Below are 25,953 nucleotides of genomic sequence, written 5' to 3'. Positions count from 1 at the left end.
CGGGGCCCGCCGGATTCGTCCGGCGGGCCCCGTCCGCCGTGCGTCGCCGGTGCGATGCTCGGAGCCGGTCTCGGCAGCCGCGTGCCAGGACAGAACGTCGGCTACGACGTCGAGGGGGCGGATCCGCAGGACAAGCCTGTACGGATCGAGGTCAAGAAGGTGGACAGGCCCGATGCACGGTTCGCCATGACCAACAACGAGGTGTCCCTCATGCTGACGGAACCGGGCGGCTGCCTGCTTGCCATCGTCGTAGGCGACGGCCGCCACGCCCAGCAGATGCTGCTCGATCCCTCGCGGGACGACCTCCCCGAGGAGCGCGTCTGCCGCCGCTGGGACTGGGACTTCACCGACTGGTCACGGTTCGCCGAGACGGTCGGCAGCACGTGACGTCTGCGCGGCCGCAGACCGGGCAGCGGCCGCCGACCACCGGAGTGCTTCCGGCCGCACGAGTGTGACGCGCGGCCGTCGCCATCGGCCTGCCGTCCAACGGGCTGGTGTGCGTTCTGCACTGGCTTGCACAGTGACCTGCTCGGATGATCGCCCAGGCAGCGTGTTCTCACATGCCAGGGCGGGCGCCTTCGGCGGGTCTTCCCCGCTGACGATCGGGGATTTTTGGGGCGAGGTCTCGTTGACCGACTTGATGACCTGCCTAGCGGCTCGAACTGGGATCCGCCACGCCGCCGCTGTTCGCCCTTGTGGGTCGGCCGTAGCAATTGGATTCCCTGCTCGGCGAGTTCTGGCCGAAGTCGCGGCCGAAGTTGTTCTTGTCGCCGATCAGCGTCTGTTCGGGCCGGGCAGCGGCAAGGCCCGGGTGCGGCGGCCGGGAGGTCACAGCAGGTCTCGCGCTCGTCGGCCTTGGCTCCGGTCAGGGCGAAGGAGATGGGCAGGCCCTGGTGGGTGCACGCCGTGGGGCGGCAGGACATACCTCAGGCTGACGTCCACAACTTGACGAGCTGGGAACTTGACGTCTCTGGCTGGGCCCGCTCACCTCTCGGTGGTTCGGCGACGCGACCAGGCCGAGTTCAGGAAGCCCTGCTGTCGCGACCTCGGCCAAGCCGTGCGGACGCTCTGAACTCCGGGGGAACCGAGGGCCGGCGTGGCTCGGTCGAGGGCTGCGCCCTCGTGCCGCCGGAGTCGCCGCTTCGGATCCAGCATTCCTCGCCGACAGATCCGTACGGCGTGCCGCGTTTCGCCTACCGATGACGGCCATGCCGCGATCTAGGCTCGAGGCCGTGGGACAGGTAGAACAGCACGCCGAGGGCGCGGGACCATTCACCACCAGACTCACCTGGCGCCTTGCCGACGGCGGCACGGCGGTGTGGGAGTCCCGCCTCGCGCGGCGCAGGGGCGTGCTGGCGGTCTCCCCGGCAGGAACGGCGACCGTTCGGCGTACGAACGCCGATCAGGAGGGGATCCGCCGGCTGTGCCGGTTGAACGTCGTCGCCGCCACGGCTTTCATCCTCGGGGGCTTGCTCTTCGCGGCCGGTGCCGGTGTCGCCCAGTTCGGGTCCGGCGACGCGACCACGAGCGCATCGATCTACGCGATCGGCGGCCTCTTCTTCTGCATCGGCGGCTATGTCTCGCTGCTGCAGGTGGTCAACGCGCCCCGGCATGACGTCGGCGGCCAGGCGACGTTGGTCACCCACCGGTGGCGGTGGTGGAGTTATGAGCCGATGCGCGTGGACTGGCTGAGCACTCTCGTGCTGTTCGCGGGCACCTTGGTGTTCGCCGTGAACCTGCTGGACTCCTTCCTGAAGGGCCTGAGCGTGCAGCAGGTCAACCGGCTGATCTGGACACCTGACATCATCGGCTGTGTGCTGTTCCTGTACTCCGGGCACCTCGGGTTCGTCGAGATCGGCCACGGACGGCGGGGCCTGCTCCCGCACAGCCTTGGTTGGTGGATCGTCGCGGTCAACCAGTTCGGTTCCCTCCTGTTCATGGCGTCGGCGATCGCGGCTTTCACCCGGCCGGCCACAGCGAGTCTGGTCAATGCGGACGTCGCCAACTGGGGGACGCTGTTGGGAGCTCTGTGCTTCTCGCTCGCGGGTGTTATCCAGCTCTTTGAGCGCCCGGGCTGACCGGTGCGGCAGGGGGTGTCCCTACGTTCTTGGCCAAGGGAAACGGGGGGTGCGTCGGGTTGGCGATCCGGGCAGCATGGCGGGGTGACCGACCTGCGGTGGGATGACGTGAAGTCCTTCTTCGACCTGGACTTGATGGGGTCGTTGCCGGACGTGCGTGTCCCGAATGCCTCGGTGGAGGACTGGCAGGCGATCCTCGATCTTGTCCTGGAGAAGGGCTGGAAGTGCCAGTACTCCGAGGGAGAGAGGGTGCTTCCGATGCCTCGGGCTGAGGCCGTGCTGCGCCGCCCGGCGGATGCTGAGTGCCCGCACCTGCGGGTCTGGCCGACTGCTGAGGTGCTTGCGATCTTCCGTTTTCGTTCCGACGATGTAGTCGACTTCGACGTCGATCTGCGGGAGTTGCAGGGCCAGGATCGACTTGATGTGTTCTGCGGCTTCCTTCGGCGGATCGGACGGCGGTTGGGCAAGCCGGTGCTGATGGACCCCGAGGGCGGCTCCGGCCGTTCGGTGCTCGGCTTCGACGTCGAGGTTGATCGAATCGTTGTCCTCGCAGGCCTGCAGACCCGTAGACCCGTAGACCCGTAGGCCAGGTGACTGAGCCGGTCGGCTGTGGTTTGTAGAGGTTCCGTCGCGAAGAGGACGCCGGCCCTGCGTCTTGCGAGGCAGAGCAGGACTTGGGTGTGGTGCTTGCCCTGGGTGATCTTCGGTCACATCCTCACCGACCTGCAGCGGCACATGGACGCGGACACCATGCTGACCGCAGGCGCGACCACGGGATCAGGGGATCACACGGGCCCCGGGGTGAGGAATCCCCGGGGCCCGGTTCGGGGGTGCACCGTTTAACGACGTCGGACCCGCTGGGTCACGCGGCGCTGGCGTCGAATCGTCAGAGGGCCGCAGCGCGGACACGGCCGGCTGCGCGACCCGCGGGTGCCACCTCGGCTCCCGCCGCCCGCATCCGCGTCAGACGGTGGCTCACCGCCGACGGGCCCCGCGTCACGCGTGCGCCTGCTGCCGCGCGTGCTCCTTGAGCGCCATCCGGGCCGCCGGCGTTCCGGCAGGAGTCTGCCAGTAGGAGTGTCCGGCGATGAGCCGGGACAGCTCCTGCAGACGTCGCCGGTGAGCGGCTGTGCCGTGGGCGGTCGGCGCGTTGGCGAGCGCCCGGTATGTGGCGTACCAGGCCGTCTGAGCCTGGACGAGATCACTGGGGAAGGAGGTGGCGTCCATACCCATAATTAGATCGCATGTTCGATTTCTCGGCAAAGCGAGAGTTTCCCATGTTCCGTCTCAGGCGATCTGGTCTAGGGGGCGACGGCGACCTGCGTGGGCCAGATCAATGGAGGCGCCGGGCGATCCAGGATCTTGGGTGATCTGGCCCGCAGGACCTGGATACCGCGCGCGGTCTTCCTCGATCTGGTCCGGCGCTGCGTGAGGCCCTCTGGTTACTGTGAGCGGTCGCCGCACTCAGGGAGTCGGAACCATGGCCATCCATGCCCGTGCTGAAGGTCTCCTTCGGATGGTCAAAATGAGGTTTCTGGACCTTCAGGAACGACGGGACGTCAGTTCTCGTTGATGCTGACCGAAGGAGGGTGCGAGCCGGTCGAGACGAGGAAAACCGCTGCCAACCGAAGGAGATCGACGACGAGTTGTGGGCGCGCATCGAGCCGCTGCTGCCGGTTGTTTCGCGTAATCCGCGGCGTCCAGGTTGCAAGCGTCTGGAGAGTCGCAAGGGGCTGTGCGGGATCCTGTTCGTGCTGTACACCGAGATCGCTGGGAGATCCGCGACGACATCCACCACGCGTTCGTCACCCTCGGTTACGCCGTCATCTGCTGGCGAAGACTGCGCACCGCGCTTTGTCGGGAGTAAGGGAGGCGCTCGATGCGTCAGAACGCACTCACAGTAGTCGGGCCCGCGCACTCACATCCGGGATCTCAGCACGTCGACCTCACAGCCCGGCGCGGACGGGTCGAAGCCGTGCTCGATCAGCCAGCGAACCACCAGCAGGCTTCGCAACGACCACCACGCGTGGATCACGTCGAGGTCGACGTCGGTGCCATAGCCGGCTATGACGTCGGCGAGGCGCTCCTCGTGTCCGAGCGTGAAGGTGGCGAGGTCGTACAGCGCATCACCCTGGCCCGCCTCGGACCAGTCGATGATGCCCGTGACCTCGTCACCGTCGACGAAGACGTGCGCGATCTGCAGGTCGCCGTGCGTGAACGCCGGAGTCCAAGGTCGGAGCGCGGCCTCGGCGACCTGGCGGTTGCGGGTGACGAGGCCGGCGGGCAGGAGGCAGTTCGTCACGAGCAACTCGCACTCGTCGTCGAGTTCCGCCGCCAGCGCGACGATGCTCCGGCCGGCTCTGCCGGGCCGGGCCGGCAACGGCGCTTCGTGCAGCTTTCGGATGGCGGCGCCCGCCGCGGCCCACGCCGCCGGCGACCCGGTCGACGGCCCGCCGAGGCGCCCAAGCGTCGTCCCCGGGAGTGCGGCCGTCGCGAGCACGGGCGGCTTGCACCACAGGACCTCCGGAGTCGGGACCGGCGCCAGGGCCATCGCCTCGACCTCGGCGTCGATGCGCGCCTGATCGGCGTCCACCTTCAGGAACACGTCGCCGACGCGCAGGGTCGCGCGCTCGGAATGGGCGACGACGACTTCGACCTCATCCATGGGCGACCAGTATCCCGGGGATGGCCGCCGACGTCGCCGGGTTTATCGCGTGCGATTACGCGGCTGACCGCGTCCCGCCACCCGGCGGCCTCGTGCACGACACCGACCCCTGAACAGGTCAAGCCCACCACTTTTGTTAGGAGTCCTTAAGAGCGACTGGCAAATGGATCACTTGAGGCGTCGGGGCGTGGGGCGGCCGTCCCAGCGGTAACGGGTCGTCGAGCGTCGGATGAGCATGCGGAGCGTGAAGAACGCGGTGCTGGGCGTCGTCGTCCGGGCGTCCCGGGATGTCGCGGGGCAGCGCGTGGCAAGTCGTGGCGTGCTCGTTGACGATCTTCGCGGCGCCCGTGCGGTTGTACCGGTCGTCGCAGGTGCGCTTGATGTCACGGGCCTCGGCGAAGTGGCAGCCCAGGCAGGCGATGACGTGCTGGTAATTCGGTGGCGCTGAGCCACCGGCTCAGGACAATGCGTCCATGCGCATTCGAGCAGCACACGTGGACGAACTGCCCCTGCTGCAGGACATCGAGCAGGCTGCCGACGCGAGCTTTCGCGACGTCGGCATGCCAGAGATTGCCACCGGAGACGTTCTGCCACTCAACGAGCTGAACCGCTACCACCAGGCGGGACTGGCCTGGGTCGCGGTGGATCGAGCAGACGCGCCAGTGGCCTACCTGGTCGCAATCCACGTTGATGGCAACCTCCACATCGAGCAGGTCTCGGTGCATCCCGGCAGTGCACGACGCGGCATCGGGCGCTTGCTGATCGACCATCTGGCGGAGCACGCCAGGACCACCGGAATTCCCGCCCTGACGCTCACCACGTTCACCGAGACCCCGTGGAATGCCCCGTATTACGCTCGACTCGGCTTCCAGCACCTCACCGAGAACGAGCTCACGCCCGGCCTGCGTGACATCCGCCAGCGCGAGGCAGCGCGCGGCCTGGACAGGTGGCCGCGGACGAGCATGCGCCGGGCAGTGCCTGGAGTCGACTCTCGCTCAACTCTCTTGACCGTCACTGCCTGACTCGCGATTGATCTATGGGCGCTGTTCCAGGAGGACCGCGGGCTAAGCTCGTGGCAGGTCATCGCTACCGAACGGGGGTTTGCGGGATGAGCGGGACGGTAACGGCAGTCAGCAGCAACGGCGAGTACTCCTTCACCAAGCCGAACCGAGCCAGCATCACGTTGCTCACCGGGCTCGGTGTGGAGGGAGACGTACACGCCGGCACCACGGTCAAGCACCGCTCGCGTGTCGCGCAGGACCCCACGCAACCGAACCTGCGCCAGGTCCACCTCATTCACGAGGAGCTCTTCACCGAGCTCGGCGAAGAGGGGTTCGACGTAGCGCCCGGCGAACTCGGCGAGAACATCACCACCAGCGGCATCGACCTGCTCGGCCTGCCCGTCGGGTCACTGCTGCGCATCGGCAGGGAGGCGATCGTGGAGGTCACCGGCCTGCGTAATCCGTGCCGGCAGATCGACCACTTCCAGGACGGACTGCTGAAGAAGGTCGTCGGCCGTGACGAGGGCGGGAACATCGTACGCAAGGCCGGAATCATGAGCGTCGTCCAGGTGGGCGGAGTGGTACGTCCCGGCGACACGATCACAGTGGAGCTCCCGGACCAGCCGCATCGGCCCCTCGACAGGGTCTGACCCTTTCCCGAGCAGGCCGGAAGGTGTCGACGCACACGGCCAGGGCCGGGTGACGACGCTGTGCCGCTTCTTCCTGTCAGCGGTCACGTAACCCGGCGCTGGCGGCTGTCGGGTTTTGCCCCCAGGTGCCGGGTGGTCGTCATCGCGTTCAGCCAGACGAGCATGAGAGGCACGAGGCCTACCGCCGGGATCCGTGAGCGGTTCTCGGCCGGCAGGACCGTGCGGTCGGTGACGCCGTCGGTGCGCCGTTTGTGCAGGGTGCGGGAGAGGATTGGCGTGTGCCGTTCGGGCGCGGGCCGGGTTTCCGCGCCGCGCCGGCCCGGAGGTCGTCGAGCCGGACGGTGTCTCGGCCCGCGACCGGATCGACTGGCCGCCGCTGCCGTCACCGAGCTGAACCGCACGTGCCTGGAGATCACGCGCTGTGCGGCGAACTCCGGCATGGTGTGTTGTGTGTCCTGCGGCCGGGCACGGAAGGTGACCGGTGGTGCCCGCAGCGCGGTGACTCGGGACGGCGGTGGGAGGACGAATGAACGCCGGATGTTCCGCAGCTACGGCTGCGACACCGCCCCGGTCTCCTCGTGGGCGTGTGGGTACGACGCGGCGCGGTGCTGGAAGGCGAGCACCTTGGGGTTCTGGATGACGCCCTGGCGGATCTCGATGGCGCGCCGGATCGTGTCATCGGCGTCCCACCCGTCGGGGCCCTGGAGTACGGCGTCCAGATACGGCAGGAGCGCCTCGCTGTTCTCCCAGGTCGCGGCGTTCCACAGGTACGAGGGGCTGTGGTCCACCCCGTAGTACCTGACGTGGTCGCCGACGGTGAACATCGGGTCGGTGAAGGTGGTGGGCCGGGCCCAGTCGAAGCCCATGCCCTTGTCGCAGGAGACGTCGATGACCAGGGTGCCGGGGGCCAGCTTGGGCAGGTCCTCGTCTATCAGGAACATCAGCGGCGCATCGGTGTCCTGCAGCACGCAGTTGACGATGATGGTGTGCTCGGCGAGGAACTCGGCCAGCGGAAGCGGGCCGTCCTCGGTGAGCGCGACACTGCGTCGCGGGTCGAGCGTGTCGTCCGCCTCGTCGTGGTCGAAGTGGACGATCCGCGCGGAGTGGATGGGGGAGCTGACGGCGGTGACGCCACGCGCGGTGAGTACGTCGACATCGTGCACGCCCAAGGCGCTGAGCGCGGTCACCGCGCCGCGGGCGGTCGCGCCGAAGCCGATGACGACCGCGCGCTGCCGCTGCCCGTAGTCCCCTGTCACGCCGGTCAGCTGCATGGCGTGCAGGACCGACGAGTACCCGGCCAGCTCGTTGTTCTTGTGGAAGACGTGCAGGTTGAAGGCGCCGCTGCGGGTCCAGTGATTCATCGCTTCGAAGGCGATCAGGGTCAGCCGCCGGTCGATCGCGGTCTGGGTGACCTTCTCGTCCTGGACGCAGTGCGGCCAGCCCCACAAAGTCTGGCCCTCGCGCAGTTCCGCCAGATCGTCGTGGAGCGGTTTGGCCAGCAGGATGACATCGCAGTCGGCGATGAGTTCCTCGCGCGTGCGGAAGCCCGCGACGAGCGGGGCGAGTCGGCTGTCTGGGACGCCGAAATACTCTCCGTAGTTTTCCTGGAGGTAGATACGGTCGCGGAGACCGGCGTCGATGCGGTCGAAATGAGCGGGGTGAACGGGCAGACGATGCTCGTTTTCCTTGCGGGTCTGCGACATGATTCCGAGCGTGAGCTGCTGCAAAATGCCCCTTTGGTTGCTCTCTGTTTAGCACACCGGGGCAAGCCGGGAGCGGGTCGCGACGGGCGGGGCCAGGCGCGGGCGCACAGCAGATCGTCCAGCACCGGGTGCTTCCTCTCAGCTCGCCTGGCCCGTGCCGGACTCCAGGAGTACCGGCGAGACCCGTCAGTCGCGCGGGACGATGACCCGGCCGTCTGGCTGATGACCTGCACCGTCAGACGCCCCTCCGAGGTTGTGGTCGGGCTTCCCTATCGCCGTGGCCGGTTCCACCGGTGTCATGCCGGATTTCCCGCACGCCAGACCATGGTGGAACTGGTCCCGGCGCGACAGCGGTGACGAGAACGCCCGTCTGTCGAAGTCAGATTCGTGCGGGGACGGGTGGCGACGTGCACAAACGGAAGGGCTCGTCCGAGTAGTGCGGTTGATCTTTCACTGAGTACTGTGAACCACCAGCCATGGGCAGCTGTTCGCAGGCTGCGCCCGTGGAATCGGCGCTGACCGCTGGTGCTTGCCCTCCACGAAGGCGTCTCCATGGGGGGGGCGCCGCGGGGCGACGACTCGTTCCTCGGCCGTGAGGTGTCCGCTGCGTCTGAACGGGCGACGCGTGCGCCGTCGACGCCGCAGAGACCAGAAAGTGAGCAGAGAGATGCAACCGACGTTCGTACTGGTTCATGGAGCTTTCGCGAACTCCTTCTCCTTCGCACCGCTCCAAGCCGAACTCGGCCTCCTCGGGCACCGCTCCGTCGCCGTCGACCTTCCGGGACACGGGTTCGCCGCGACGTACCCGCGCGCTTACCAGGCGCCGCAGGACTTCGAAGAGCTCGCCACCGCGCCCGGGGCCATCAAGGGCGTCACGCTCGCCGACAACGCCGCGCACCTCATCGGGATACTGGAGCGGGCCAAGCGGAACGGTCCTGTCATCCTCGTCTCCCACAGCCGCGGCGGCATGACGGCCACCGTCGCTGCCAACCAGCGGCCCGACCTGATCGACCGCATCGTCTACGTCTCCGCCTGGTGCCCCGTCAGCCTCGACGTCAGCGCCTACTACGCCGAGCCCGAGATGGCCACGGTCGACGCCACGGGGATCGCGTCCGCGATGGTCGCGAACCCTGCCGAACTCGGGTTGCTGCGCTCCAACTTCCGCACCGCCGACCCCGGCGTCCTCGCGGCCTTCAAGGCGGCTTTCCTCGCCGACGGGACGGACGAGGAGTTCATGGTTTTCCTCAACACCTTCCAGCCCGACGAAAACCTCGACGTCGGCACACCCGACGACCGGGCGCAGGCCGACACCTGGGGGCGGATCCCCAAGACGTACATCCGGCTGACCGAGGACACCAGCGTGCCGCTCGCCATGCAGGACAGGATGATCCGCGAGGGCGACGAGCTGACGCCGCAGACCCCCTACGACGTCCGTACGCTCACCAGCAGCCACCTGAAGTGGCTGGTCGACCCGGCACCGGCGGCCCGGCTTCTGGGTGAGATCGCCGCGCTCCTGCCTGCCGAGTCATGATCGGAGCCGCATGGGGAGAGCGGCGCCGGTGACGGTGCACAGGTAGACGTATCCTCGCTTGCCGTGTCGCGTGGCGCCGGCTCTGAACTGCTTGAGCTTGCCGATGGCCCGCTCCACGGTATTGCGATCTTTGTACGGTCCTTGACGAAACCCGGAAGCGGTCCGCCGCGGGAACCCCGTTGCCGGCGGGCGCCCTTGTGGTCCTTCTGTTCCGGGACGACGGGCCAGTGCGGCACAGGCAGCCCTGCCCGGGTGAGCTCTGTCGTCTGAAAGTCCGAAGTTCCAGCAGATCAGCGGATACTGGACGGCAAGTCAGGCACTGCAACGGGACGGAGCACCGTCAGAGACTCTTCCTGGCGAGCCATCATCGCAAAGGGGAACCTGTCGATTTCCACACAGAGATCGACATCGTCTGGGTGGTATCCGCTCCGCAGCCCACCCGCAAGATCGGCCGCGGCACGAGAAGTCCTCGCGCGGTGGAGATAGGGGGCCGCCTCGACATCGCCTCCGGCCATGGATCGGCCAATGTATTCAGCGCAGGCCAGGTCCTCGTCGGCCTCGCCCCCCTCGCCGGTGACGACGAACGTCACCGGGCCGGACGCCTTGGTCTGCAGGTACCGCGCGGTCGGGCCGGCCACCACGAAGCTCGCGCACAAGACCAGAGGCGCGTTCGCGACGGCCAGCGCGCCCACGGTCCCTGCCGTCGTCTTCTGCACCAGCGTGCGGCCGGAGAAATCGCATGACCTGAGCAAGCCAGGTGAGTTCACCGCGTCGAAGCCCGCTGCTGGAGCTCCGTCCTTCAGAGCCAGCCAACCCGAGTGGCTCTCCTTCAAGGCAAGTGCCTCACTCTCCGTCGAGGCCAGGACGATCCTCTCGACGCCGCGCGAGAAGGCCCAGGCAGCCACGGTGAAGGCGCGCATGACGTCGATGACGACAGCAACACGAGGAACGCCGGTCAACTCGGGGATGCCAACGAAGTGATGGTCCATCGCACCATTCTGACGCCCCTGGACCATACGAAGGGCCGATTTGTCTGTCTACCATCGGGCAGACGGGCAGACGGGCAGACGGGCAGACGGGCAGACGGGCAGACGGGCAGACGGCCTGTCGGACTGACGGGCGGCGGAGGTGCGCGAGGGCGAGCAGAGCCGAGCGGCCGGCGGTCAGGCGTCGCCACCGTTCCGCATCTTCGCCTGCCACGCGGCCAGTTGACCGGTATGGAACCGCAAGGTTCGGCTGGACAGACCCATCGAGGACGGGTGGACAAGCATGCGCAGCTCCTGGCGGAAACGGGTGATCTTGGTCGAGAATCCGTCCGCCAGGAGATTCGCCGTTGCGCGGGAGCGTCCAACTCGCGGCCGGCTTCGGGATGCTGGAAAGCGTTCGCCGATGTCCGACTCCACCTACACCAAAACCACACATGACTGTTCAATCGGGATCACCGTGACGACGGTTCCCCCGAGCTCGGAAGTCGGCGCCCAACGCAGCCAGTTGACCAGGGGCCTTTGCGTGATCGCGACTTGGTCCCCTCGCTGTGCGCGCCATTTCGATCGGAGCGCGGGCGCCGCGACCGCTCGGTGCCCGCCCCACGCATCTGAGGGCTCTCATGAGGCTGTGATCGCTACGCTGGGGCAGGTCAATGCCTGGGAGGGAGCTGGCAATGTCGTTCAGTTACTACGTGTACGTCAGCGACAGCAAGATCAACATGCTGTTGCCGCAGATCGACCCCAGGTTCGGGGCGAAGCGCACGACGGAACTGGGCGTGAATCTCACGGTGCTGTCGGCGAAGCGAACGACCGAGGGCCCGTTGGACGACCGGATCGGCCGGCTGGAGACCGTCGTCGAGTACCTGCGCGATCACGGTGATCTCGGCTCGGTGGACGAGCCCGGTCAGTTCTTCTGGGGATCGCTGCCGATGCGCTGGGGGGCGTTCCCCGCCGATCCCACGTCCTCGCTGGTGTTCTTCGGCGGGCGGAGCGAGGGTACCGTCGTCGGGCTGGGCGGCTCGTACAAGCACGTGTGCGACTCCGTGCCGGACGCTGCGGCGCACGGGGTGGGGCGCTCGATGATGTCGTCGATGCTCGACGGGCTGGGAGTCACCTCGGACCTGGAGGACGAGTACGTCGCCGACGCGGTGGACGGCGACCTCGACCGGGCCGATCGCGCCGCGCTCGCCCGGGTGCAGGGCGCCGTGGCGAGCCTGCGATGGCCGGCGCAGAACGTCGAGTTCGTGGCCAAGCGCCTGCTGCACGGCGACAGCCCGGACGGTACGGCCAGATCGGTGCTGCTAGGGACGCCGGTGTACGTCGCCATCGTCGACTGACGGCGATGGAGACCTGGCACCGCGGGGACCTGATCCTCGGCCTCTACGAGGTCCTGGACGTGGTGCGCACCGGCGGCATGGGACTGGTGCACCGGGTCCGGCACCGCGGCTGGGACATCGACCTGGCGGTGAAGACCCCGCGCAGGGCCCTGGTCCGTTCGCCGGACGCGATCCGGGACTTCGAACGGGAAGCCGAGGTGTGGGTCCGGCTGGGCCTGCACCCGCACATCGCGAACTGCGTCTACGTCCGCACCCTCGACGCCGTGCCCCGGGTCTTCGCGGAGTGGGCGGACGGCGGCAGCCTGGCCGAAGCCGTCCGGAGCCGGAGCCTCTACGGGAACGACCCCCTGGGTTCGCTGCTGGACGTCGCGATCCAGTCCGCGTGGGGGCTCGACCACGCGCACGAGAACGGGGTCGTGCACCAGGACGTCAAGCCCGCCAACGTGATGCTCACCCGGGACGGCACGGTCAAGGTCACCGACTTCGGCATGGCCCGGGCCCGCATGGCCACCGGGCAGGACGCCGGGGACGCGGATCCGTTCGTCAGCCGCGGCGGCCTGACTCCCGCGTACTGCTCGCCCGAACAGGCGCGGTCGCCGGGCGGGCTCACGACGGCCACGGACACCTGGTCCTGGGCGGTCACCGTCCTCGAGATGTTCCTCGGCCGGCCACCGGACCCGGATGGGACCGCGGCGGGCAGGGTCCTCGACGGCTTCGCCCGCTTCGGGACCCCGGACGCGGTCCTGCCGGTGCCGGTCGAGGTGGCCGACGTGCTGCGTGAGTGCTTCACCGAGGACCCGGCCGCGCGGCCCGGCCGGCTCGGGCCGCTCGCGGAGCGCCTGATCCGGGTGTACGAGCGGGAAGTCGGCCCGTACCCCCGGCGCGCCCCGGCGGCGGCCACCCTACTCGCCGACGGCCTGTCCAACCACGCACTGTCCATGCTGGACCTCGGCCGCCGCGACAGTGCCGAGGAGCTGTGGACCCGGGCTCTGCGGGCGGATCCGCACCACCCGCACGCCCGCTACAACCGCGGGCTGCACCGGTGGCGGACCGGGGTGATCACCGACGCCGAACTGGTCGACGAACTGGAATCCGTGCGGTTCGGGGATCCGGCTGACGGTGTGGGGGAGTACCTGCTCGCGCTGGTGCACCGGGAACGCGGCGACCCGGTCGCGGCGGCCGCGCTGCTGCGGGACGCGGCCGCACGGACGCCCGGCGACCCGCAGGCCGCCGCCGCGCTCGCGTCGGTCGAGTCCGCGCCCGCCCCCGCGCAGTCGGTCCTGCCGGGCGAACACGACGACTGGATCGCCGCCCTCGCGCTGACCCCGGACGGTCAGGTCGCGGTCTCGGCAGACCGCTCCGGCGGGCTGCGGATCTGGGACGTCCCGGCGAAGGAGTGCCGGCAACGATTCGAGCTCGAGAAGTACAGCGCCTCGGCCGTGGCGGTGCGCGACGACGGGCAACTCGTGGTCGTCGGCGGTGGTATCGGGCGGGCGCTCGTGCTCGACCTTCGAGCCGCGGCCGGGTTCGAGCTGCCCGGCCACCCCAGCTGGGTGGGCCTGGTCGCGCTGACGGCGGACCAGCGGCACGCGGTCACCAGCGGCTTCGAGGGGGAAACCGTCACCTGGGACCTCGAGACGCGCGAACCCCTGGACGTCCGGCAGTTCGAGAGCAAGGCGGACGTCCTCGGTGCCCGGGGCACCCTGTGTTCCGTCATCGACCACCAGCGCCACACGAATTCCGTGTACGACGTCCGCACGGGCGAGCTCGTGCACCGGTTCGACCGCACCTTGATGCAGGCGGGGTTCAGCGGCGACGGTCGCCTCGCGGTGATCGGCCTCGGCAGCACGGACGTCCGCCTGGTCGACCTCGGGTCCGGTGAACCCCGGCGGGAGCTGAAGACCGGCTTCGGCCGGATCGCCGTCAACCTGGACGGCACGGTCGGCTTCTCCAGCGGCGGCCGCGACGAGCCGTCGCGGGTGTGGGACCTGGACAGTGGCCGGTGCCGCCTGTCCCTGGACCTGGCGCCCGACACCAAGGAGGTCGTCCTCAGCGCGGCCGGGCGGGTCGCCGTCACCGCAGAGGGGAAGTCCGTGCGGGTGTGGCACCTGCCGCCCGCCGGACCGCCGGCCCCCTGGAGCTACGTCCGCCCGCACGAAGCCCCGGACGTCGCCGCCACCGCCGCCCGGGCGGCCGAGTTGCTGGCGGAAGCAGCCACGCTGGCCGGCACCGGGCGGCTCGACGACGCGGCCGACCGGATCCGCGCCGCCCGCGCCCTGCCCGGGCACCGGCGCCACGCGGAGCCGGTGCGCCTGTGGCGCCGGCTCGGCGCCCTCGGCCGCCGGACCGAGCTCGCCGACGCCTGGTCCGCGGGCCGGATCGTGCCCGAGCGCCACCAGTCGTGGGCACTGGAGTTCAGCGGCCGCAGCCCCAGCGCGCTCGCCCGCGGCGGGAACGCCGCCGAAGTGTGGGTCTTCGACGTCGAGACCGGGCAGCTGCTGCACACGCTCAGCCTGCATACCGGCCACATCAGCGCCGCGGCGATGACCGCCGACGGCCGGCTCGCGGTGTCCGGGGGCGAGGACGGCCGGGTCGTCGCCTGGCGCCCGCGCGACGGGCGGATCGTCCAGCTGTTCACCAGCTCCCGCGACCACGTCTACTACGTCGCGGTCAGCGAGGACGGCCAAGTAGCCCTCTCGGGAACCGCCGACGGCGTGGTCGCGGCCTGGGACATCGGCAGCGGCCGCACCATCGGGCGCTGGCAGGCCCACCCGGGGGCGGTGCTGGACGTGGCCGTCGGCGCTGATCACCGCTACGGGCTCTCTCGCGGCCAAGACGTCACCGTGAAGATCTGGGACCTGCGCGACGGCGAGCTCCGTTGGGTGCTGGGCGGGCACGAGGAGTGGATCGGTGCCGCGCGGCTGAGCGACGACGGCCTGTTCGCGGTCACCGGTGGCGCCGACGCCACCGTGCGGGTCTGGCGGCTCGTCGACGGGCAGTGCGAGGTGGTGCTCACCGGGCACGCGGACGCCGTGGTCGACGTCCTGCCGAGCCCGGACGCGCGGCAGGTGCTGTCCTGCTCGGTGGACGGCACCGTACGACTCTGGGACATCGCCGGTGCTCGCTGCGTCCAGGTCCTGGCCGGGCACACCGGCATAGTGCGGAGCCTGGCCGTCACACCGGACTTCCGGCTCGCGGCGTCGGGCGGGGAGGACCGGAAGGTCCGGCTGTGGGATCTCACGACGGGCCGGCAGCTGCGCGCCTTCACCGGCTTCTCGGACGCGGTCACGGACGTCGCGCTGGCCCCCGACGGCGCCCTGCTCCTGGCCGGCGACGAGAGTGGGCGCCTGCTGACCTGGGCCCTGGACTGGGAGTACGACTTCGGCTCGGCGGCCGGCTTCCTGCGGCCGGAGACCGAGGCGGCGCTCGACGAGCTACGGGCCGAGGTCGCCGTCCCGCTGCCCTCCCGGGAAGACAACCGCCCGGCGCTCGTCGAGGCGTTCGCCCGCCTCGGCGACCGGCAGCGGCACGCGGTCACCCGCACCCTGGACCTCGCCGGCGAACTGGACAAGATCCTCTCGCGCAGCGACACCGGATATCGGCTGTACGTGCACTTTGTGGCCGAGGACGCGGCGACCCGGGAGCCCACACAAATACCGAGCACGGCCGAACGGCTCGCGCTGCTGCTGCGGCCGGAGACAGAGCTGAACCGGTCCGAGGAGTTCTGGGCAGGCTACTTCGCCGACCAGCTCCAGGACGACCTCGTCACGCTCGCCGAGGCCGCCCCGGTCCTGCACCGCGAGGGCGAACTGGCCGCGGCCGAGCACGCGTGGCAACTCGTCGTCGACGTCCGCTCCCACCTCTGGGACGCCGGGCATGTCGAAACCCAGGGTGCGATGCTCGGTTGGGCCGCGGTCCTCACCGACCTGCACCGGGAGCCGGAAGCCCTGGCGCTGGTCCGGGCGGTGACCGGAGAGCGCGCACAGGACCTGGGGCCCGACCACCCGGCCACCCTGGAGGCGACCGCGGCGCTCGCGTCCCTGCTCTCGGCCGGCGGCGAGCAGGCGGAAGCGGAACGGATGTACGACGACCTGCTGCCCCGCCTCGTGAAGCGCTTCGGCCGCGACGACGGCCGGACGCTCGACGCCCGGCTGGGGCTGGCGCGCGTGCACCACCGACTCGGGCGACTCGGCGACGCCGAGCCGGTCCTGCGCGAGGTGCTGGCGAAACGGCGGCTGTGGCTGGGCGACGACCACCCCGACACGCTCGCCGTCCAGACCGAGCTGGACAGCGTGCGAAGGCCGGCGCCGGAGAAGCCGGCGCGGCGGCGATGGAGGAGGCGGCGATGATCCCGGGTCGGTCCAGTGTCGAAGCCCTGATCACCGGCAAGGTATTCATGGAGGAGATCGGGGCGTTCTTCCCGGTGAGCATGACGTTGCGAGGCGACGAGTTCGCGGCCGTGTTCATGATGCGCGCCAGTCAGCTCGGGCATCGCACCGCCGGGCCGTACACGCCCGACCGGCCACCGGTCGACGCGATGAACTGGGCTCAGCTGCGGACGGGGATCGGCATGGCGGGGCGCTTTCCCCGCTTCCGGATCGACGCGAGCGGCTGGTGGCCGCGCATCCACGTCGAACTGCTCGGCACCGCCGTCCGCGGGCTGATCGTGATGCCGGAGGAAGTGACCGCGGAGTCGGTGAACGCGCCTTACCTCGGCGAGTGGCAGGATCAGATCTCTTCCACGGTGCGGATCGCGCTCGACTGGATCGCCCGCTGGCTCATGGCCTGTCACCACCAGGCCGGCGGCACCGAGCCGTCGGTCGACCTCGATCTGGTCTATCGCCCGGACGACGATTACGAGACCGGCCTCGCGCAGGTCGACGAGCGGGTGCGGAGGCTCATCCCTCCGGTGCGCCCGGTCCTCGAGCTGAGCTGGCGTTCCGTGAGCCCGGCCCAGCGCAGGGCCTTTGTGAAGAACCTGAAAGGCGCCCGAAGGATCGGGACCCGGTCCGACCGGCGACTGAGTCACCGGATCGGCGGTATCGAAGTGGAAGTACCGGGCTGAGGAAGACCACCGTGAACGCTTTCCGACATCCCGATGCCCGACCGCAAGTTGGACGTTCCTGCGCAACGACGAGGCACCTGGTGGACGGGCTCTCGACGACGACCACCCGTGTGCGCCAGGAGCTTCGCATGCGCACCGAGGTGATGCGGACGATCCGCGTAAGGCGTTCGTGATCCTGGACGGCATCCTGCTGCCGATCGACCGGATAGCTGATCGAAGCAACTCGCCGGTCCGGCCCAGAATCTTCGACGGGCTCGCGGGCATGGTCCACCTGCGCCTCGCCGAGGCCGGACACGCCACCCCGGACATCGCGTGGTCGGGGCAGCCGGGACTCGTCCTGCCCGAGGCGTGGGAGAAGGGCATGGACGACGCCCTCGACGCAGCCGTCGCTGACACGCCCGACACCACCCCCCTGCGCGCCCTGCTGAGGACGGCTCTCACTCACAACGTCGTCCGCTGAACCAGAAACTTCACGTTGGTCACCTGTGTTGCCACGCTCGACGTCCCGCGCCACGTCGTTGAGTCCTCGACCTTGTGGTGTCACCGCTCAGGACGGGGTTGCCGAATCGGCAAACAGACTCGCCTCCCGCCAAGGCCTTCCGCATGATCGGCCTTGAGCGTACGGAACGGCGTACGGGGCCAGCCAGTCCCGGCGTACAGCAGGACCGACGGCCCGAAGGAGACGCATGTCGCAGCACATCGCCGAGATCGCACACCGGATGATTGCCTCGCCGGGAGGCCGGACGCACATTGCGGAGCAGGGAACCGGTCCGCTGGTGCTGCTCGTGCACGGCTTCCCGGAGTCCTGGTACTCCTGGCGCCACCAACTGCCGGTACTCGCGGCCGCGGGATACCGCGCCGTCGCCATCGATGTCCGCGGCTACGGCCGTTCTTCGAAACCGGCCGCGACGGACGCGTACCGGATGCTCGACCTGGTGGAGGACAACGTCTCCGTGGTGCACGCCCTGGGCGAGGACTCGGCGGTGGTCATCGGGCACGACTGGGGCGCGACCATCGCGGCGAACTCCGCCCTGCTCAGGCCGGAAGTCTTCCGCGCGGTGGGACTGCTGAGCGTTCCCTACACCCCGCCCGGTGGCCCCCGCCCCAGCGACGTCTTCGCCCAGATGGGAGGGGACGAGGAGTTCTACGTCTCGTACTTCCAGGAGCCGGGCCGCGCCGAGGCCGAGATCGAACCCGATGTACGCGGCTGGCTCGCAGGCTTCTACGCGGCACTGTCCGCCGACACCATGCCCGCCCCAGGCGCTCCCGATCCGCACTTCGTCAGCAGGGCCGCGACACTGCGTGACCGGTTCCCCGGCGGTCGGCTGCCCGATTGGCTCAGCGAGAGGGACCTCGACGTCTACGCCGGGGAGTTCGAACGCACCGGCCTGACCACAGCGCTCAACCGCTACCGGAACATGGACCGCGACTGGGAGGACCTCGCCGCCTTCCACGGTGCTCCCATCACCCAGCCGTCCCTGTTCATCGGCGGCAGCCTGGACGCCTCCACGACATGGCTGGCCGACGCGATCAACGCGTACCCCGTCACGCTGCCGGGCCTGGTCTCCTCCCACCTCCTGGACGGCTGCGGCCACTGGATCCAGCAAGAACGCCCCGACGAGGTCAACCGCCTCCTGACCGCCTGGCTTGCCGCGCTGCCCGGCTGACGCGCTCGCGCGTCGCCCGGGGCTGCCGAACACGTGAACCTCGGCGCCATCCGACATGGAGCCTTTTCCATCCTCAGTCCGGGCTGGCCAGATGGTGGGTGAGGACGGCTTGGACGGTGCTCGTGAACCGGGTGGTCGAGCAGCTGAGCTTGCGGAGGAGTTCCCAGGTCTTGAGGCCGGCGATGGCTTGTTCGACCAATGCGCGCACTTTCGCAACCGGATGTTGGGAAGGGCTCACTGCCTCCACGCCACGCGCCTGGCGCTCACCTGGTGCTTGTGACGCGCCGATAGCATCACGTCATGCCTTCCCCGATAGCCCGCCGCCCCTCATTGACCATCCTGCTGGTCGTGGCCCTGGTCGCATTCGGCTACTGGGCTCTGCAGCCCGTACGGGAAGCGTGCGCGCTCACCTCCGGACCGTACGGTTCTACCTTCAGCCCCCAAAGCGCCCAAGCCTCCGACAACGGCCGGTGCGGCGAAGAACGCACGCGCTTCATGACCTGGCTCGGGGGATAGGCACGCCCAACCTCTGAGACCGCCGACTTCGGGATGCCGATGGTCGGATTTGCCTGGCGACCGCTGCGTTGGCCAGTCGGCGGGCTCCTTGACCAGCCGTGCCGGCGCTTGATCTGGACCTGGGGCGGCGGTTTCATGTGGGTCGGGCTCAGGGCGTGGTCATTGAACGGCGAGGAGTGACTGAGCTGATCTTGAGTCGAACTTGCCGCAGGTGAGGTACCCGGGCGGATCGGTGTCGGCTGCCCGACCAGAGACAGCGATGCGCAAACGCAGCCGGAGGCCCGATCTTGTGTCACCGTTCGCGGTGGACGTGTTCGCGTACCCGCTCAGATCGGTCAACGGCGCACCCGATAGCGCAGGTGAAGCACCCGGTTGCCCTCAATCACCACGTCAGGATCCTCCAACAGGTGCTGCGCGTGGACCGACCCGAAGTAGCGCTTGCCGGACCCGAACACCACGGGTACGACGTCCATGCGCACCTCGTCGACCAGACCCGCGGCAAGCACCTGGCCACCGACGTCGCCGGCGGCGACCTCGACCATGCGGTCACCCGCAAGCCCCTGCGCCTTGGCCACGGCTGCCTCGACGCCGTCGACGAAGTGAAACGGCGCCTCGGGGTCCCAGCCCTCGGGCTCCGGCCGGTGCGACACGACGACCACGTGGTCGATCCCGCCCGGAGGCTTCCCGTCCCAGCCGTCCGTCAGGTCGAAGACGTGGCGGCCGACGACTGTCACCCCGATCTGGTCCCAGTACGGCCGGGTGTAGTCGTAGGACGTCTGGGACACCTTCAGCCCGCCGCTCTCGTCCAACGGGACGTCACCGCTGGACAACCAGTCGAACAGCGGTCCGGGCTGGTCATTCTCGTCCGCGACGAAGCCGTCCACCGACACCGAGCTGTACATGACCACCTTGCCCACGGGGCTCTCCTCTGCTTTGGGGTGCCCCAAATTAGCGTGCCGTGAGCTGTCGCTCTCGTAGGAAGTCAATCGGGCGGCAGGGGACAGCCGTTCAGCACGTTACCGGGATGTTCGCGCAGGAACCGCCGCCGGACTTCGACGTACCGGGTCGGCGTGAGCCCGGCGCACGCCCGGAATTCGTGGCCGAAGTGGGCTTGGTCGAAGTAGCCTGCGCCACCGGCGAGGTCGCCCCAGTCGATCGGTCCGGCGGGGCCGATCGCGAACACGGTGGCGGCGAAGCGTAGGTGCGGGCCAGCCGCTTCGGCGCGACCTGTTCCCGGTCCGGGTAGGGGAACGGTCGGCTTCGTCCAGCAGCCAGGCTTGGGCCGGCGAGATCGTACAGGTGGGCGCGTTCGGCGCGGCCGGCCGCAGCGCGGCGGCGACGGCCTCCAGTGCCCCCGTTGAGGGGATGATCTGCCGCCCCTGCTTTGCCTCTCAAGTTCTTGAGCATGTCGCCTTTGACACCGCCTCTCGGCATGATCCGGAGTCGTTCCGGCCGCGAGTCGCCGCCCACTGATCTTGTTCAGGTGCCGGTCGAAAGGTGAGCAGTGGCGTTGTAACGGCCGTGCGATTGCGAAGACTTGTTCGCGAAGAAGTCTTTGCGAACAAGTCTTCGCGGTCTAGGGTGTACGGCATGACTGACCCGAACGTGGGGCCGGATGGCCCGCAAACCGAAGCGGACGCGGTTGTCCTGGATGCCAAGGGGCTGCGCGCCTTGGCGCACCCGGTGCGCGTGCAGTTGGTCGGGCTGCTGCGGAAGTACGGCCCGTCCACGGCTACCCGCCTCGCGGAACGACTGAGCGTGAATTCCGGCACGGCCAGCTACCACCTGCGCCAGCTCGGCGCGGCCGGATTTGTCGAGGAGGACACGGAACGCGGTAACGCGCGAGAGCGCTGGTGGCGCTCGGTACATCGGACGACCTGGCTCAACGACCCAGACCTGACCGAGCGGGAGCCCGAAGCCACACTTGCCTACCTGCAGTCTGTCGCCGCCATCTACACCCTGCGCACTCAGCAGACGCTGAACGAGCTGCAGACGATGCCGCGCGCGTGGCGGGACTCTTTCGACATGAGCGACTGGGCCCTTCGGCTCACGCCCGAGGAGACCGCCGTTCTGTACCAGGAGTTGCGGGACGTCATCGCCCGCTACCGGCGGGATACGCCGGAGGCGGCGGCGAGGGCCCCCGAAGGAGCCGAACGCGTCGCCGTCATCACCTACCTCCTGCCCGAGCTGGACGCGTCCACAGCGGCCGCAGTCCATGCCGGTCCTGAGGACGCGTCAGGAACGGAGAGGCCATGAGGGAGGGTGTTGTGGGCGCTGACTACATATCCGGCAGGCGGTCCTTACGGCCGCTGGGCGGGGTGCTGGCGGCCATGGCCGTGTCGCTGACCGGTACTCGGATCTCGGCCGTGGCACTGCCCTGGTTCGTGCTCGTGACGACTGGCAGCGCAACCCAGACCGGGTTGGTCGCCTTCTTCGAGATGGCGCCCTACGTGGTGGTCAAGGCGTTCACCGGGCCACTGGTGGACCGGATCGGCCCGCGGGCTGTTTCCTGGACCACGGATCTTGTCAGCGCGGCCGCCGCTGCTGTGGTTCCCCTCTTCCACGCCCTGCACCTACTGTCCTTTCCGCTCCTGCTGGCCTTGGTCGCCGTGATCGGCGCGGCCCGTGGCCCAGGCGATCTGGCCAAGGAAGTCATGGTGCCGGAAGCAGCTGAGCGCGGTGGGGTACCGCTGGAGCGGGCCACCGGTCTGTCCGGAGTGATCGAGCGGCTTGCTTCCACCGTTGGCCCAGCGGCCGGCGGCGCCCTGGTGACACTGCTCGGCCCTTTGACAGGGCTTGTCGTCAACGCAGCCTCCTTCGCTCTCGGATCGGTAATCATCGGGCTGGCGCTGCCGCGCGGCATGGGGCACGCAACCGTGGAAGCCTCCTCAACGGCAGACGACACGGGACCGGGCTACTGGCGGCGATTCGGCGAGGGCTTCACCTTCCTGCGCGGCGAGCCGTTGCTGCTCACCGTCATCGTCATGGTGGGGATCACCAACCTGCTGGACGCGGCGATCGGTACGGTGCTCATCCCCGTCTGGGCCAGGGAGTCCGGCAACGGGCCGACTGCGATCGGCCTGATGGGCAGTGTGATGGGAGCCGCGGCGGTTGCCGGGAGTCTGATCGCCGCGGCGGCCGCGCACAGGCTGCGCCGCAGAGTGGTAGTTCTCACCGGCTTCCTGTTGGCCGGGGCACCGAGATTCCTGATCCTCGCCTTCGACGCCCCGCTGGGGGCGGTACTGGCCGTCTTCGCCGTCAGCGGGTTCGGTGCCGGCTTTATCAACCCAGTGCTGGGGGCTGTCCTCTTCGAACGGGTGCCACGCCGCATGCTTGGCCGGGTCAACGCGCTCGGTGACTCGCTGGCCTGGGCCGGGATCCCTCTCGGCGGCCTGCTCGCTGGGGCGGCGGTGGCCACAGCCGGACTCGCGCCGGTGCTGCTCGCCTGCGGAGCCGCGTACTTCCTCACCACGAACCTGGCGGGACTGCGGCCGGAATGGCGCGAGATGGACCGTACGGGCGGGCGGGGTGTCCTGAAGCGGCATGCAAAGGAAGACACCTCAGAAAGCAGTACGAATGTATCGACATGACCCTCCCGAAGGGAGGGTGTCCTTTCCCTCCGAGGTCTTCGGACCTTCGCTCCGCTGCTGTCCACGGCCACTCTCACGCTCGTCGGAGACCTGCTGCGCGGCCACCTGAAGAGGATCCGCTCGCGGTGGCGCAAGCTCCCGCCCGGCAAGATCACCACCATTGTCCTGGCCGTACTCCGCCACGACCAGCGGCACTTGGACATCGCCGGCGGCAATGGGGTCTCCCACACCACCGTGCGCCGCTGGGTGCTCGAGGTTCGCCGGCTGTCGGCCGCCCGCGCCGAGTGACCCGATCGGGCGCTGAAGCGAATCATCCGTAAGGGTGGCCACGTCGTACCGCTCGACGGCACCCTGATCCGTACCCGCCGCCGCACCGGCGCGGACAACCGCCGCGACTACTCCGGCAACGCCGAGGCCACGGCCTGCGGTTCCTCGCCATCACCGACACCCGGGGCCGCCTGGTATGGATCTCCGCCAGCCGGCGGGGGCGGTCCTCGGATATCACCACTGCCCGCCACAACGACGTCATCGAGCAACCGCGTGAGGTCGGGCTGGGCGCGATCGGCGATCTCGGCTTCATCGGCCTGGACGACGACCCCGACGACCCGGTCCTGGTCACCGGGTTCAAGGCCGCCTACGCCAGGCCGTTGACCCCCGCTCAGAAGGGGGCCAACAAGCTGCTCGCCACCGAACGCGCGGCCTGCGAGGACGCCTTCGCCCACCTGAAGAACCGGCACATTCTGCCCGAACTCCGCCTCGGCGCCCGCCACGCGACGATGCCGCTTCGAGCCCTACTCGTCCTGACGAACAGCGAAGTCGCGCGCTGACAGACGAACTACCGCCCAGACACCTGCCCCTGACCGGCATACGCGCCCCGAAGCGAAGTCACACCAGCCCCATGACCAGCAACTCAGGATGAACATCGCTCAGTGAGGCTCAGCAGTGCCCCGAGCGCCGGCACCGCGGTCCACAGTCCCCGCATGATCCTCCGTTTGGCGCAGATGATCCACACCCGCCGAGACTCTTCGGAGGACAGCGAGCAACGTCAAGTAGAGCGCGGGGAACGGGCGTTCGCGATGAACGCTCAGGGTTCGTCCGTCACGGCGGCGGTGAGACGCGTGGCGAGCGCTTCCACCGCCGCGCGCAGTTCCTGCCCGCCCTCGACGCGGAAGGCGAACGGCAGCCGCGCCAGCCACTCCTGCGCGTACATCGTCGGATTCCTCGTGCTGCCGACGAGCACGCACCCGTCTCCCGACGGTTCGAGCCGTCCCATGGGCGGCCGGATCCACGGCACCACCTCGGCCATCGGGACGTCGAACACCACCCGCGTGGGAAACTCCCACCCCTTGCCCAGGTTCTCCTCCAGCGCCGCCACCGGGTCGAGACCGTCGGGCATCTCGAAGCCATGGGCGGTCTGCCGGACCGCGCGGACCCGGTCGATCCGGTAGGTGCGGATCGCGTCCGAGTGGTGGGAGTGGCACAAGAGATACCAGCGGCCGTAGCGGACGACGACCGCCCAGGGGTCCACCTCGGCCTCCCACTCGTCGCCGGACTCACCGCGGTACGTGACCAGCACGCGGCGTCGCGCCGCGCCGGCCGCGACGAGTGTGCTCGTGAGGGCGGGATCCGGACGGGACGGGTTCCGGTCGGGCGCCGCGGACGCGTGCTCACGCAGGGCGGCCGCCTGTCGGCCGACGCTCTCGGGCAGCGCCCGGATGACCTTGCCCAGGGCGGCACCGACGAGGTCGTCGGCATCGGGGTCGGCGGCCGCCGGCTGACCGTCGAGGACCGCCATGACCAGGCCCAGCGCCTCCGGCTCCGTGAAGACAACCGGCGGCAGCCTGGCCCCGCGCCCCAGCCGGTACCCGCCGTAAGGGCCCCGGGTCGAGTGCACGGGGATGCCCGCTTCCCGGAGGATCCCGACGTACCGGCGCGCGGCCCGCTCCGTGACACCCAGGGACGCGGCGAGCTCGTCGGCCGTCACGCCGGTGGTGCGCGACTGGAGGATCTCGAGGGTGCGCAGGGCTCGCGCGGTGGGGCTGAGATCGGTCGGCACCCGAGCAGATTAAGTGGTCACGCGACATACCGGAAGTTGATTGTCCGGAACTGGCCGTAGCGTGATGGCACTGACCGACCTCACGGCCTTCACGGGAAAGAGACCTGATCCATGGACATCCTGCTCATCGCCGGCCTGTGGCTCGACGGATCCGCCTGGGACGACGTCGTGCCCGCGCTCGAGGAACTCGGCCACCGCCCCCGAGCGCTCACCCTCCCCGGTCAGGGTGACGGCGCTGCGTCCGCCACGCTGGATGACCAGGTGGCGGCGGTGCTCGCCGCCGTGGACGCGGCGCCCGAGAAACCCATGGTGGTCGGCCACTCCGCCGCGTGCACCCTGGCCTGGCTGGCCGCCGACGCGCGGCCGGAGCGGATCGCCAAGGTCGTCCTCATCGGAGGCTTCCCGACCGCGGACGGGCAGCCGTACGCCGACTTCTTCGAAACCAAGGACGGCGTGATGCCCTTTCCCGGCTGGGGCCCGTTCGAAGGACCGGACTCCGCCGACCTCGACGAGGAGACGCGCCGCCGCATCGCGTCGGTGGCGATCCCCGTGCCCGAGGGGGTGGCCAAGGGCACGGTGCGGCTGAAGGACGAGCGGCGGTTCGACGTGCCCATGCTGCTCGTGTGCCCCGAGTTCACCCCCGCCCAGGCCCGGGAGTGGATCGACGCCGGTGACGTGCCCGAGGTCGCCCGCACCAGGCACCTGGACTTCGTCGACATCGACTCGGGCCACTGGCCGATGACCACCGAGCCGGTCGAGCTCACCCGGCTCCTGGCCGCAGCGGCCGCCGAGGCCTGAGCCCACGCCGTACACGGGCCGCCCCCTGGACGCCTCCACCTGGGACGCCTTCGCGGAACTCGCCGAACGCGGCAACGGGATCTTCGGTAGCGCATCTAGCCTGTAGGTCATGCATCAGGATCGAAGACGCGACCGGCGACCGGTTCGCCGCGTGAGCCTGGTGCGGGCTCCGCACCAGGATCCGGCCTAGGCGGTCGAGGGCGCCCATACCCTGCACAGCTGACTGAACACGTCCTTCAGCCTCTGCCCCCGAACAGTGAGGCGCACGCCGTCACGCACGGGGGCAGTCGCCGGGCAGGCGGGCAGCCTC

24 protein-coding genes and 3 pseudogenes are annotated in these 25,953 nt (G+C 69.4%); 17 read left to right on the top strand and 10 right to left on the bottom strand.

The genetic code is table 11. The features are described from left to right. Positions 1–81: 81 nt before the first annotated feature. The 3 genes from ACFV0T_RS25150 (at position 82) to ACFV0T_RS25140 (ending at position 2,663) form a co-directional block, all read left to right on the top strand. A complete protein-coding gene (locus ACFV0T_RS25150) occupies positions 82–387 on the top strand; it encodes a protein NO VEIN domain-containing protein (protein WP_385783214.1) in 306 nt (101 codons plus the stop codon). An 845-nt stretch (positions 388–1,232) separates the two neighbouring features. Continuing rightward, on the top strand, positions 1,233–2,078 hold the full coding sequence (locus tag ACFV0T_RS25145) for a hypothetical protein (RefSeq protein WP_385783211.1): 846 nt from the start codon (positions 1,233–1,235) through the stop codon (positions 2,076–2,078). An 84-nt stretch (positions 2,079–2,162) separates the two neighbouring features. Continuing rightward, a complete protein-coding gene (locus ACFV0T_RS25140; protein WP_385783209.1) occupies positions 2,163–2,663 on the top strand; it encodes a hypothetical protein in 501 nt (166 codons plus the stop codon). A gap of 411 nt (positions 2,664–3,074) precedes the next feature. On the opposite strand, the gene ACFV0T_RS25135 is transcribed toward ACFV0T_RS25140, so the two are convergent. Then, positions 3,075–3,305, bottom strand: a complete 231-nt coding sequence (locus ACFV0T_RS25135) for a hypothetical protein (RefSeq protein ID WP_385783206.1) — start codon at positions 3,303–3,305, stop codon at positions 3,075–3,077. Positions 3,306–3,667: 362 nt separating this feature from the next. Between ACFV0T_RS25135 and ACFV0T_RS25130 the strand changes: the two are divergent. Beyond that, positions 3,668–3,847, top strand: a pseudogene (locus ACFV0T_RS25130) (hypothetical protein); the annotation flags it as partial. Between the two features lie 149 nt (positions 3,848–3,996). On the opposite strand, the gene ACFV0T_RS25125 reads toward ACFV0T_RS25130, so the two are convergent. Both ACFV0T_RS25125 and ACFV0T_RS25120 read right to left on the bottom strand, forming a co-directional pair. Continuing rightward, positions 3,997–4,743: a phosphotransferase family protein gene (locus tag ACFV0T_RS25125; protein ID WP_385783204.1), complete on the bottom strand. Its 747-nt coding sequence runs from the start codon at positions 4,741–4,743 to the stop codon at positions 3,997–3,999. 168 nt (positions 4,744–4,911) lie between these two features. Next, positions 4,912–5,004, bottom strand: a pseudogene (locus ACFV0T_RS25120) (IS5/IS1182 family transposase); the annotation flags it as partial. Here ACFV0T_RS25120 and ACFV0T_RS25115 point away from each other — a divergent pair. The 3 genes from ACFV0T_RS25115 to ACFV0T_RS25105 all read left to right on the top strand — a co-directional run bounded on the left by ACFV0T_RS25115 (position 4,988) and on the right by ACFV0T_RS25105 (position 6,394). Beyond that, positions 4,988–5,191 carry a hypothetical protein gene (locus ACFV0T_RS25115; protein ID WP_385783291.1) on the top strand — a complete coding sequence of 68 codons (204 nt, stop codon included), beginning with the start codon at positions 4,988–4,990 and terminating at the stop codon, positions 5,189–5,191. The pseudogene ACFV0T_RS25120 and the gene ACFV0T_RS25115 sit on opposite strands and share 17 nt — an antisense overlap. Positions 5,192–5,216: 25 nt before the next feature. Continuing rightward, positions 5,217–5,765: a GNAT family N-acetyltransferase gene (locus tag ACFV0T_RS25110; RefSeq protein WP_385783201.1), complete on the top strand. Its 549-nt coding sequence runs from the start codon at positions 5,217–5,219 to the stop codon at positions 5,763–5,765. Between the two features lie 86 nt (positions 5,766–5,851). Further along, positions 5,852–6,394 carry an MOSC domain-containing protein gene (locus tag ACFV0T_RS25105; protein WP_385783199.1) on the top strand — a complete coding sequence of 181 codons (543 nt, stop codon included), beginning with the start codon at positions 5,852–5,854 and terminating at the stop codon, positions 6,392–6,394. An 83-nt stretch (positions 6,395–6,477) separates the two neighbouring features. On the opposite strand, the gene ACFV0T_RS25100 is transcribed toward ACFV0T_RS25105, so the two are convergent. Both ACFV0T_RS25100 and ACFV0T_RS25095 read right to left on the bottom strand, forming a co-directional pair. Continuing rightward, on the bottom strand, positions 6,478–6,834 hold the full coding sequence (locus ACFV0T_RS25100) for a hypothetical protein (RefSeq protein WP_385783197.1): 357 nt from the start codon (positions 6,832–6,834) through the stop codon (positions 6,478–6,480). A gap of 108 nt (positions 6,835–6,942) precedes the next feature. Continuing rightward, positions 6,943–8,121: a N(5)-(carboxyethyl)ornithine synthase gene (locus ACFV0T_RS25095; protein ID WP_385783194.1), complete on the bottom strand. Its 1,179-nt coding sequence runs from the start codon at positions 8,119–8,121 to the stop codon at positions 6,943–6,945. Positions 8,122–8,764: 643 nt separating this feature from the next. Here ACFV0T_RS25095 and ACFV0T_RS25090 point away from each other — a divergent pair. After that, positions 8,765–9,628 (top strand): alpha/beta fold hydrolase, encoded by an 864-nt coding sequence (locus tag ACFV0T_RS25090; RefSeq protein WP_385783192.1) that lies wholly within the window; start codon positions 8,765–8,767, stop codon positions 9,626–9,628. A 290-nt stretch (positions 9,629–9,918) separates the two neighbouring features. Here the strand turns inward: ACFV0T_RS25090 and ACFV0T_RS25085 are convergent, their stop codons facing one another. Beyond that, positions 9,919–10,617, bottom strand: coding sequence for a 2-phosphosulfolactate phosphatase (locus ACFV0T_RS25085; RefSeq protein ID WP_385783189.1), 699 nt, complete (start codon positions 10,615–10,617; stop codon positions 9,919–9,921). 671 nt (positions 10,618–11,288) lie between these two features. Between ACFV0T_RS25085 and ACFV0T_RS25080 the strand changes: the two genes are divergently transcribed. From ACFV0T_RS25080 to ACFV0T_RS25060, 5 genes are all read left to right on the top strand, one after another. Beyond that, positions 11,289–11,951, top strand: coding sequence for a DUF7019 family protein (locus tag ACFV0T_RS25080; protein WP_385783186.1), 663 nt, complete (start codon positions 11,289–11,291; stop codon positions 11,949–11,951). A gap of 5 nt (positions 11,952–11,956) precedes the next feature. Continuing rightward, entirely contained in the window at positions 11,957–16,300 is a 4,344-nt protein-coding gene (locus tag ACFV0T_RS25075; protein ID WP_385783183.1) for a protein kinase, read from the top strand. Beyond that, positions 16,282–17,016, top strand: a complete 735-nt coding sequence (locus tag ACFV0T_RS25070) for a hypothetical protein (RefSeq protein ID WP_385783180.1) — start codon at positions 16,282–16,284, stop codon at positions 17,014–17,016. Before ACFV0T_RS25075 ends, ACFV0T_RS25070 begins: the two co-directional genes overlap by 19 nt. Positions 17,017–17,185: 169 nt before the next feature. Then, the gene (locus ACFV0T_RS25065; RefSeq protein WP_385783177.1) at positions 17,186–17,476 is read left to right on the top strand and encodes a hypothetical protein; all 291 of its coding nucleotides are present in this window, start codon (positions 17,186–17,188) and stop codon (positions 17,474–17,476) included. A 226-nt stretch (positions 17,477–17,702) separates the two neighbouring features. Continuing rightward, the gene (locus tag ACFV0T_RS25060; protein WP_385783174.1) at positions 17,703–18,683 is read left to right on the top strand and encodes an alpha/beta fold hydrolase; all 981 of its coding nucleotides are present in this window, start codon (positions 17,703–17,705) and stop codon (positions 18,681–18,683) included. Between the two features lie 73 nt (positions 18,684–18,756). Here the strand turns inward: ACFV0T_RS25060 and ACFV0T_RS25055 are convergent. The 3 genes and pseudogenes from ACFV0T_RS25055 to ACFV0T_RS25045 all read right to left on the bottom strand — a co-directional run. Continuing rightward, positions 18,757–18,933: pseudogene (locus tag ACFV0T_RS25055) on the bottom strand (IS5/IS1182 family transposase); the annotation flags it as partial. 601 nt (positions 18,934–19,534) lie between these two features. Continuing rightward, the gene (locus ACFV0T_RS25050; RefSeq protein WP_385783171.1) at positions 19,535–20,116 is read right to left on the bottom strand and encodes a dihydrofolate reductase family protein; all 582 of its coding nucleotides are present in this window, start codon (positions 20,114–20,116) and stop codon (positions 19,535–19,537) included. A gap of 65 nt (positions 20,117–20,181) precedes the next feature. Continuing rightward, complete coding sequence (locus tag ACFV0T_RS25045; protein ID WP_385783168.1) at positions 20,182–20,382, bottom strand: hypothetical protein; 201 nt, start codon at positions 20,380–20,382, stop codon at positions 20,182–20,184. Between the two features lie 407 nt (positions 20,383–20,789). Here ACFV0T_RS25045 and ACFV0T_RS25040 point away from each other — a divergent pair, with 407 nt between their 5' ends. The 3 genes from ACFV0T_RS25040 (at position 20,790) to ACFV0T_RS25030 (ending at position 23,616) form a co-directional block, all read left to right on the top strand. Next, on the top strand, positions 20,790–21,455 hold the full coding sequence (locus ACFV0T_RS25040) for an ArsR/SmtB family transcription factor (protein WP_385783165.1): 666 nt from the start codon (positions 20,790–20,792) through the stop codon (positions 21,453–21,455). Next, the gene (locus tag ACFV0T_RS25035; RefSeq protein ID WP_385783162.1) at positions 21,452–22,789 is read left to right on the top strand and encodes an MFS transporter; all 1,338 of its coding nucleotides are present in this window, start codon (positions 21,452–21,454) and stop codon (positions 22,787–22,789) included. The genes ACFV0T_RS25040 and ACFV0T_RS25035 overlap by 4 nt, the downstream gene beginning before the upstream one ends. Positions 22,790–23,211: 422 nt before the next feature. Beyond that, positions 23,212–23,616 carry a transposase family protein gene (locus tag ACFV0T_RS25030; RefSeq protein ID WP_385783283.1) on the top strand — a complete coding sequence of 135 codons (405 nt, stop codon included), beginning with the start codon at positions 23,212–23,214 and terminating at the stop codon, positions 23,614–23,616. A gap of 257 nt (positions 23,617–23,873) precedes the next feature. On the opposite strand, the gene ACFV0T_RS25025 is transcribed toward ACFV0T_RS25030, so the two are convergent. Then, on the bottom strand, positions 23,874–24,845 hold the full coding sequence (locus ACFV0T_RS25025) for a helix-turn-helix transcriptional regulator (protein WP_385783159.1): 972 nt from the start codon (positions 24,843–24,845) through the stop codon (positions 23,874–23,876). A 111-nt stretch (positions 24,846–24,956) separates the two neighbouring features. Between ACFV0T_RS25025 and ACFV0T_RS25020 the strand changes: the two genes are divergently transcribed. Continuing rightward, complete coding sequence (locus ACFV0T_RS25020; RefSeq protein ID WP_385783156.1) at positions 24,957–25,643, top strand: alpha/beta fold hydrolase; 687 nt, start codon at positions 24,957–24,959, stop codon at positions 25,641–25,643. The last annotated feature ends 310 nt before the right edge of the window (positions 25,644–25,953 follow it).

Origin of the sequence: Streptomyces sp. NPDC059582, assembly GCF_042735715.1 — a bacterium.
Lineage (GTDB): Bacteria > Actinomycetota > Actinomycetes > Streptomycetales > Streptomycetaceae > Streptomyces.
Note: the sequence above shows the minus strand (reverse complement) of the source record. Positions and strands in the feature narration are given on the sequence as shown.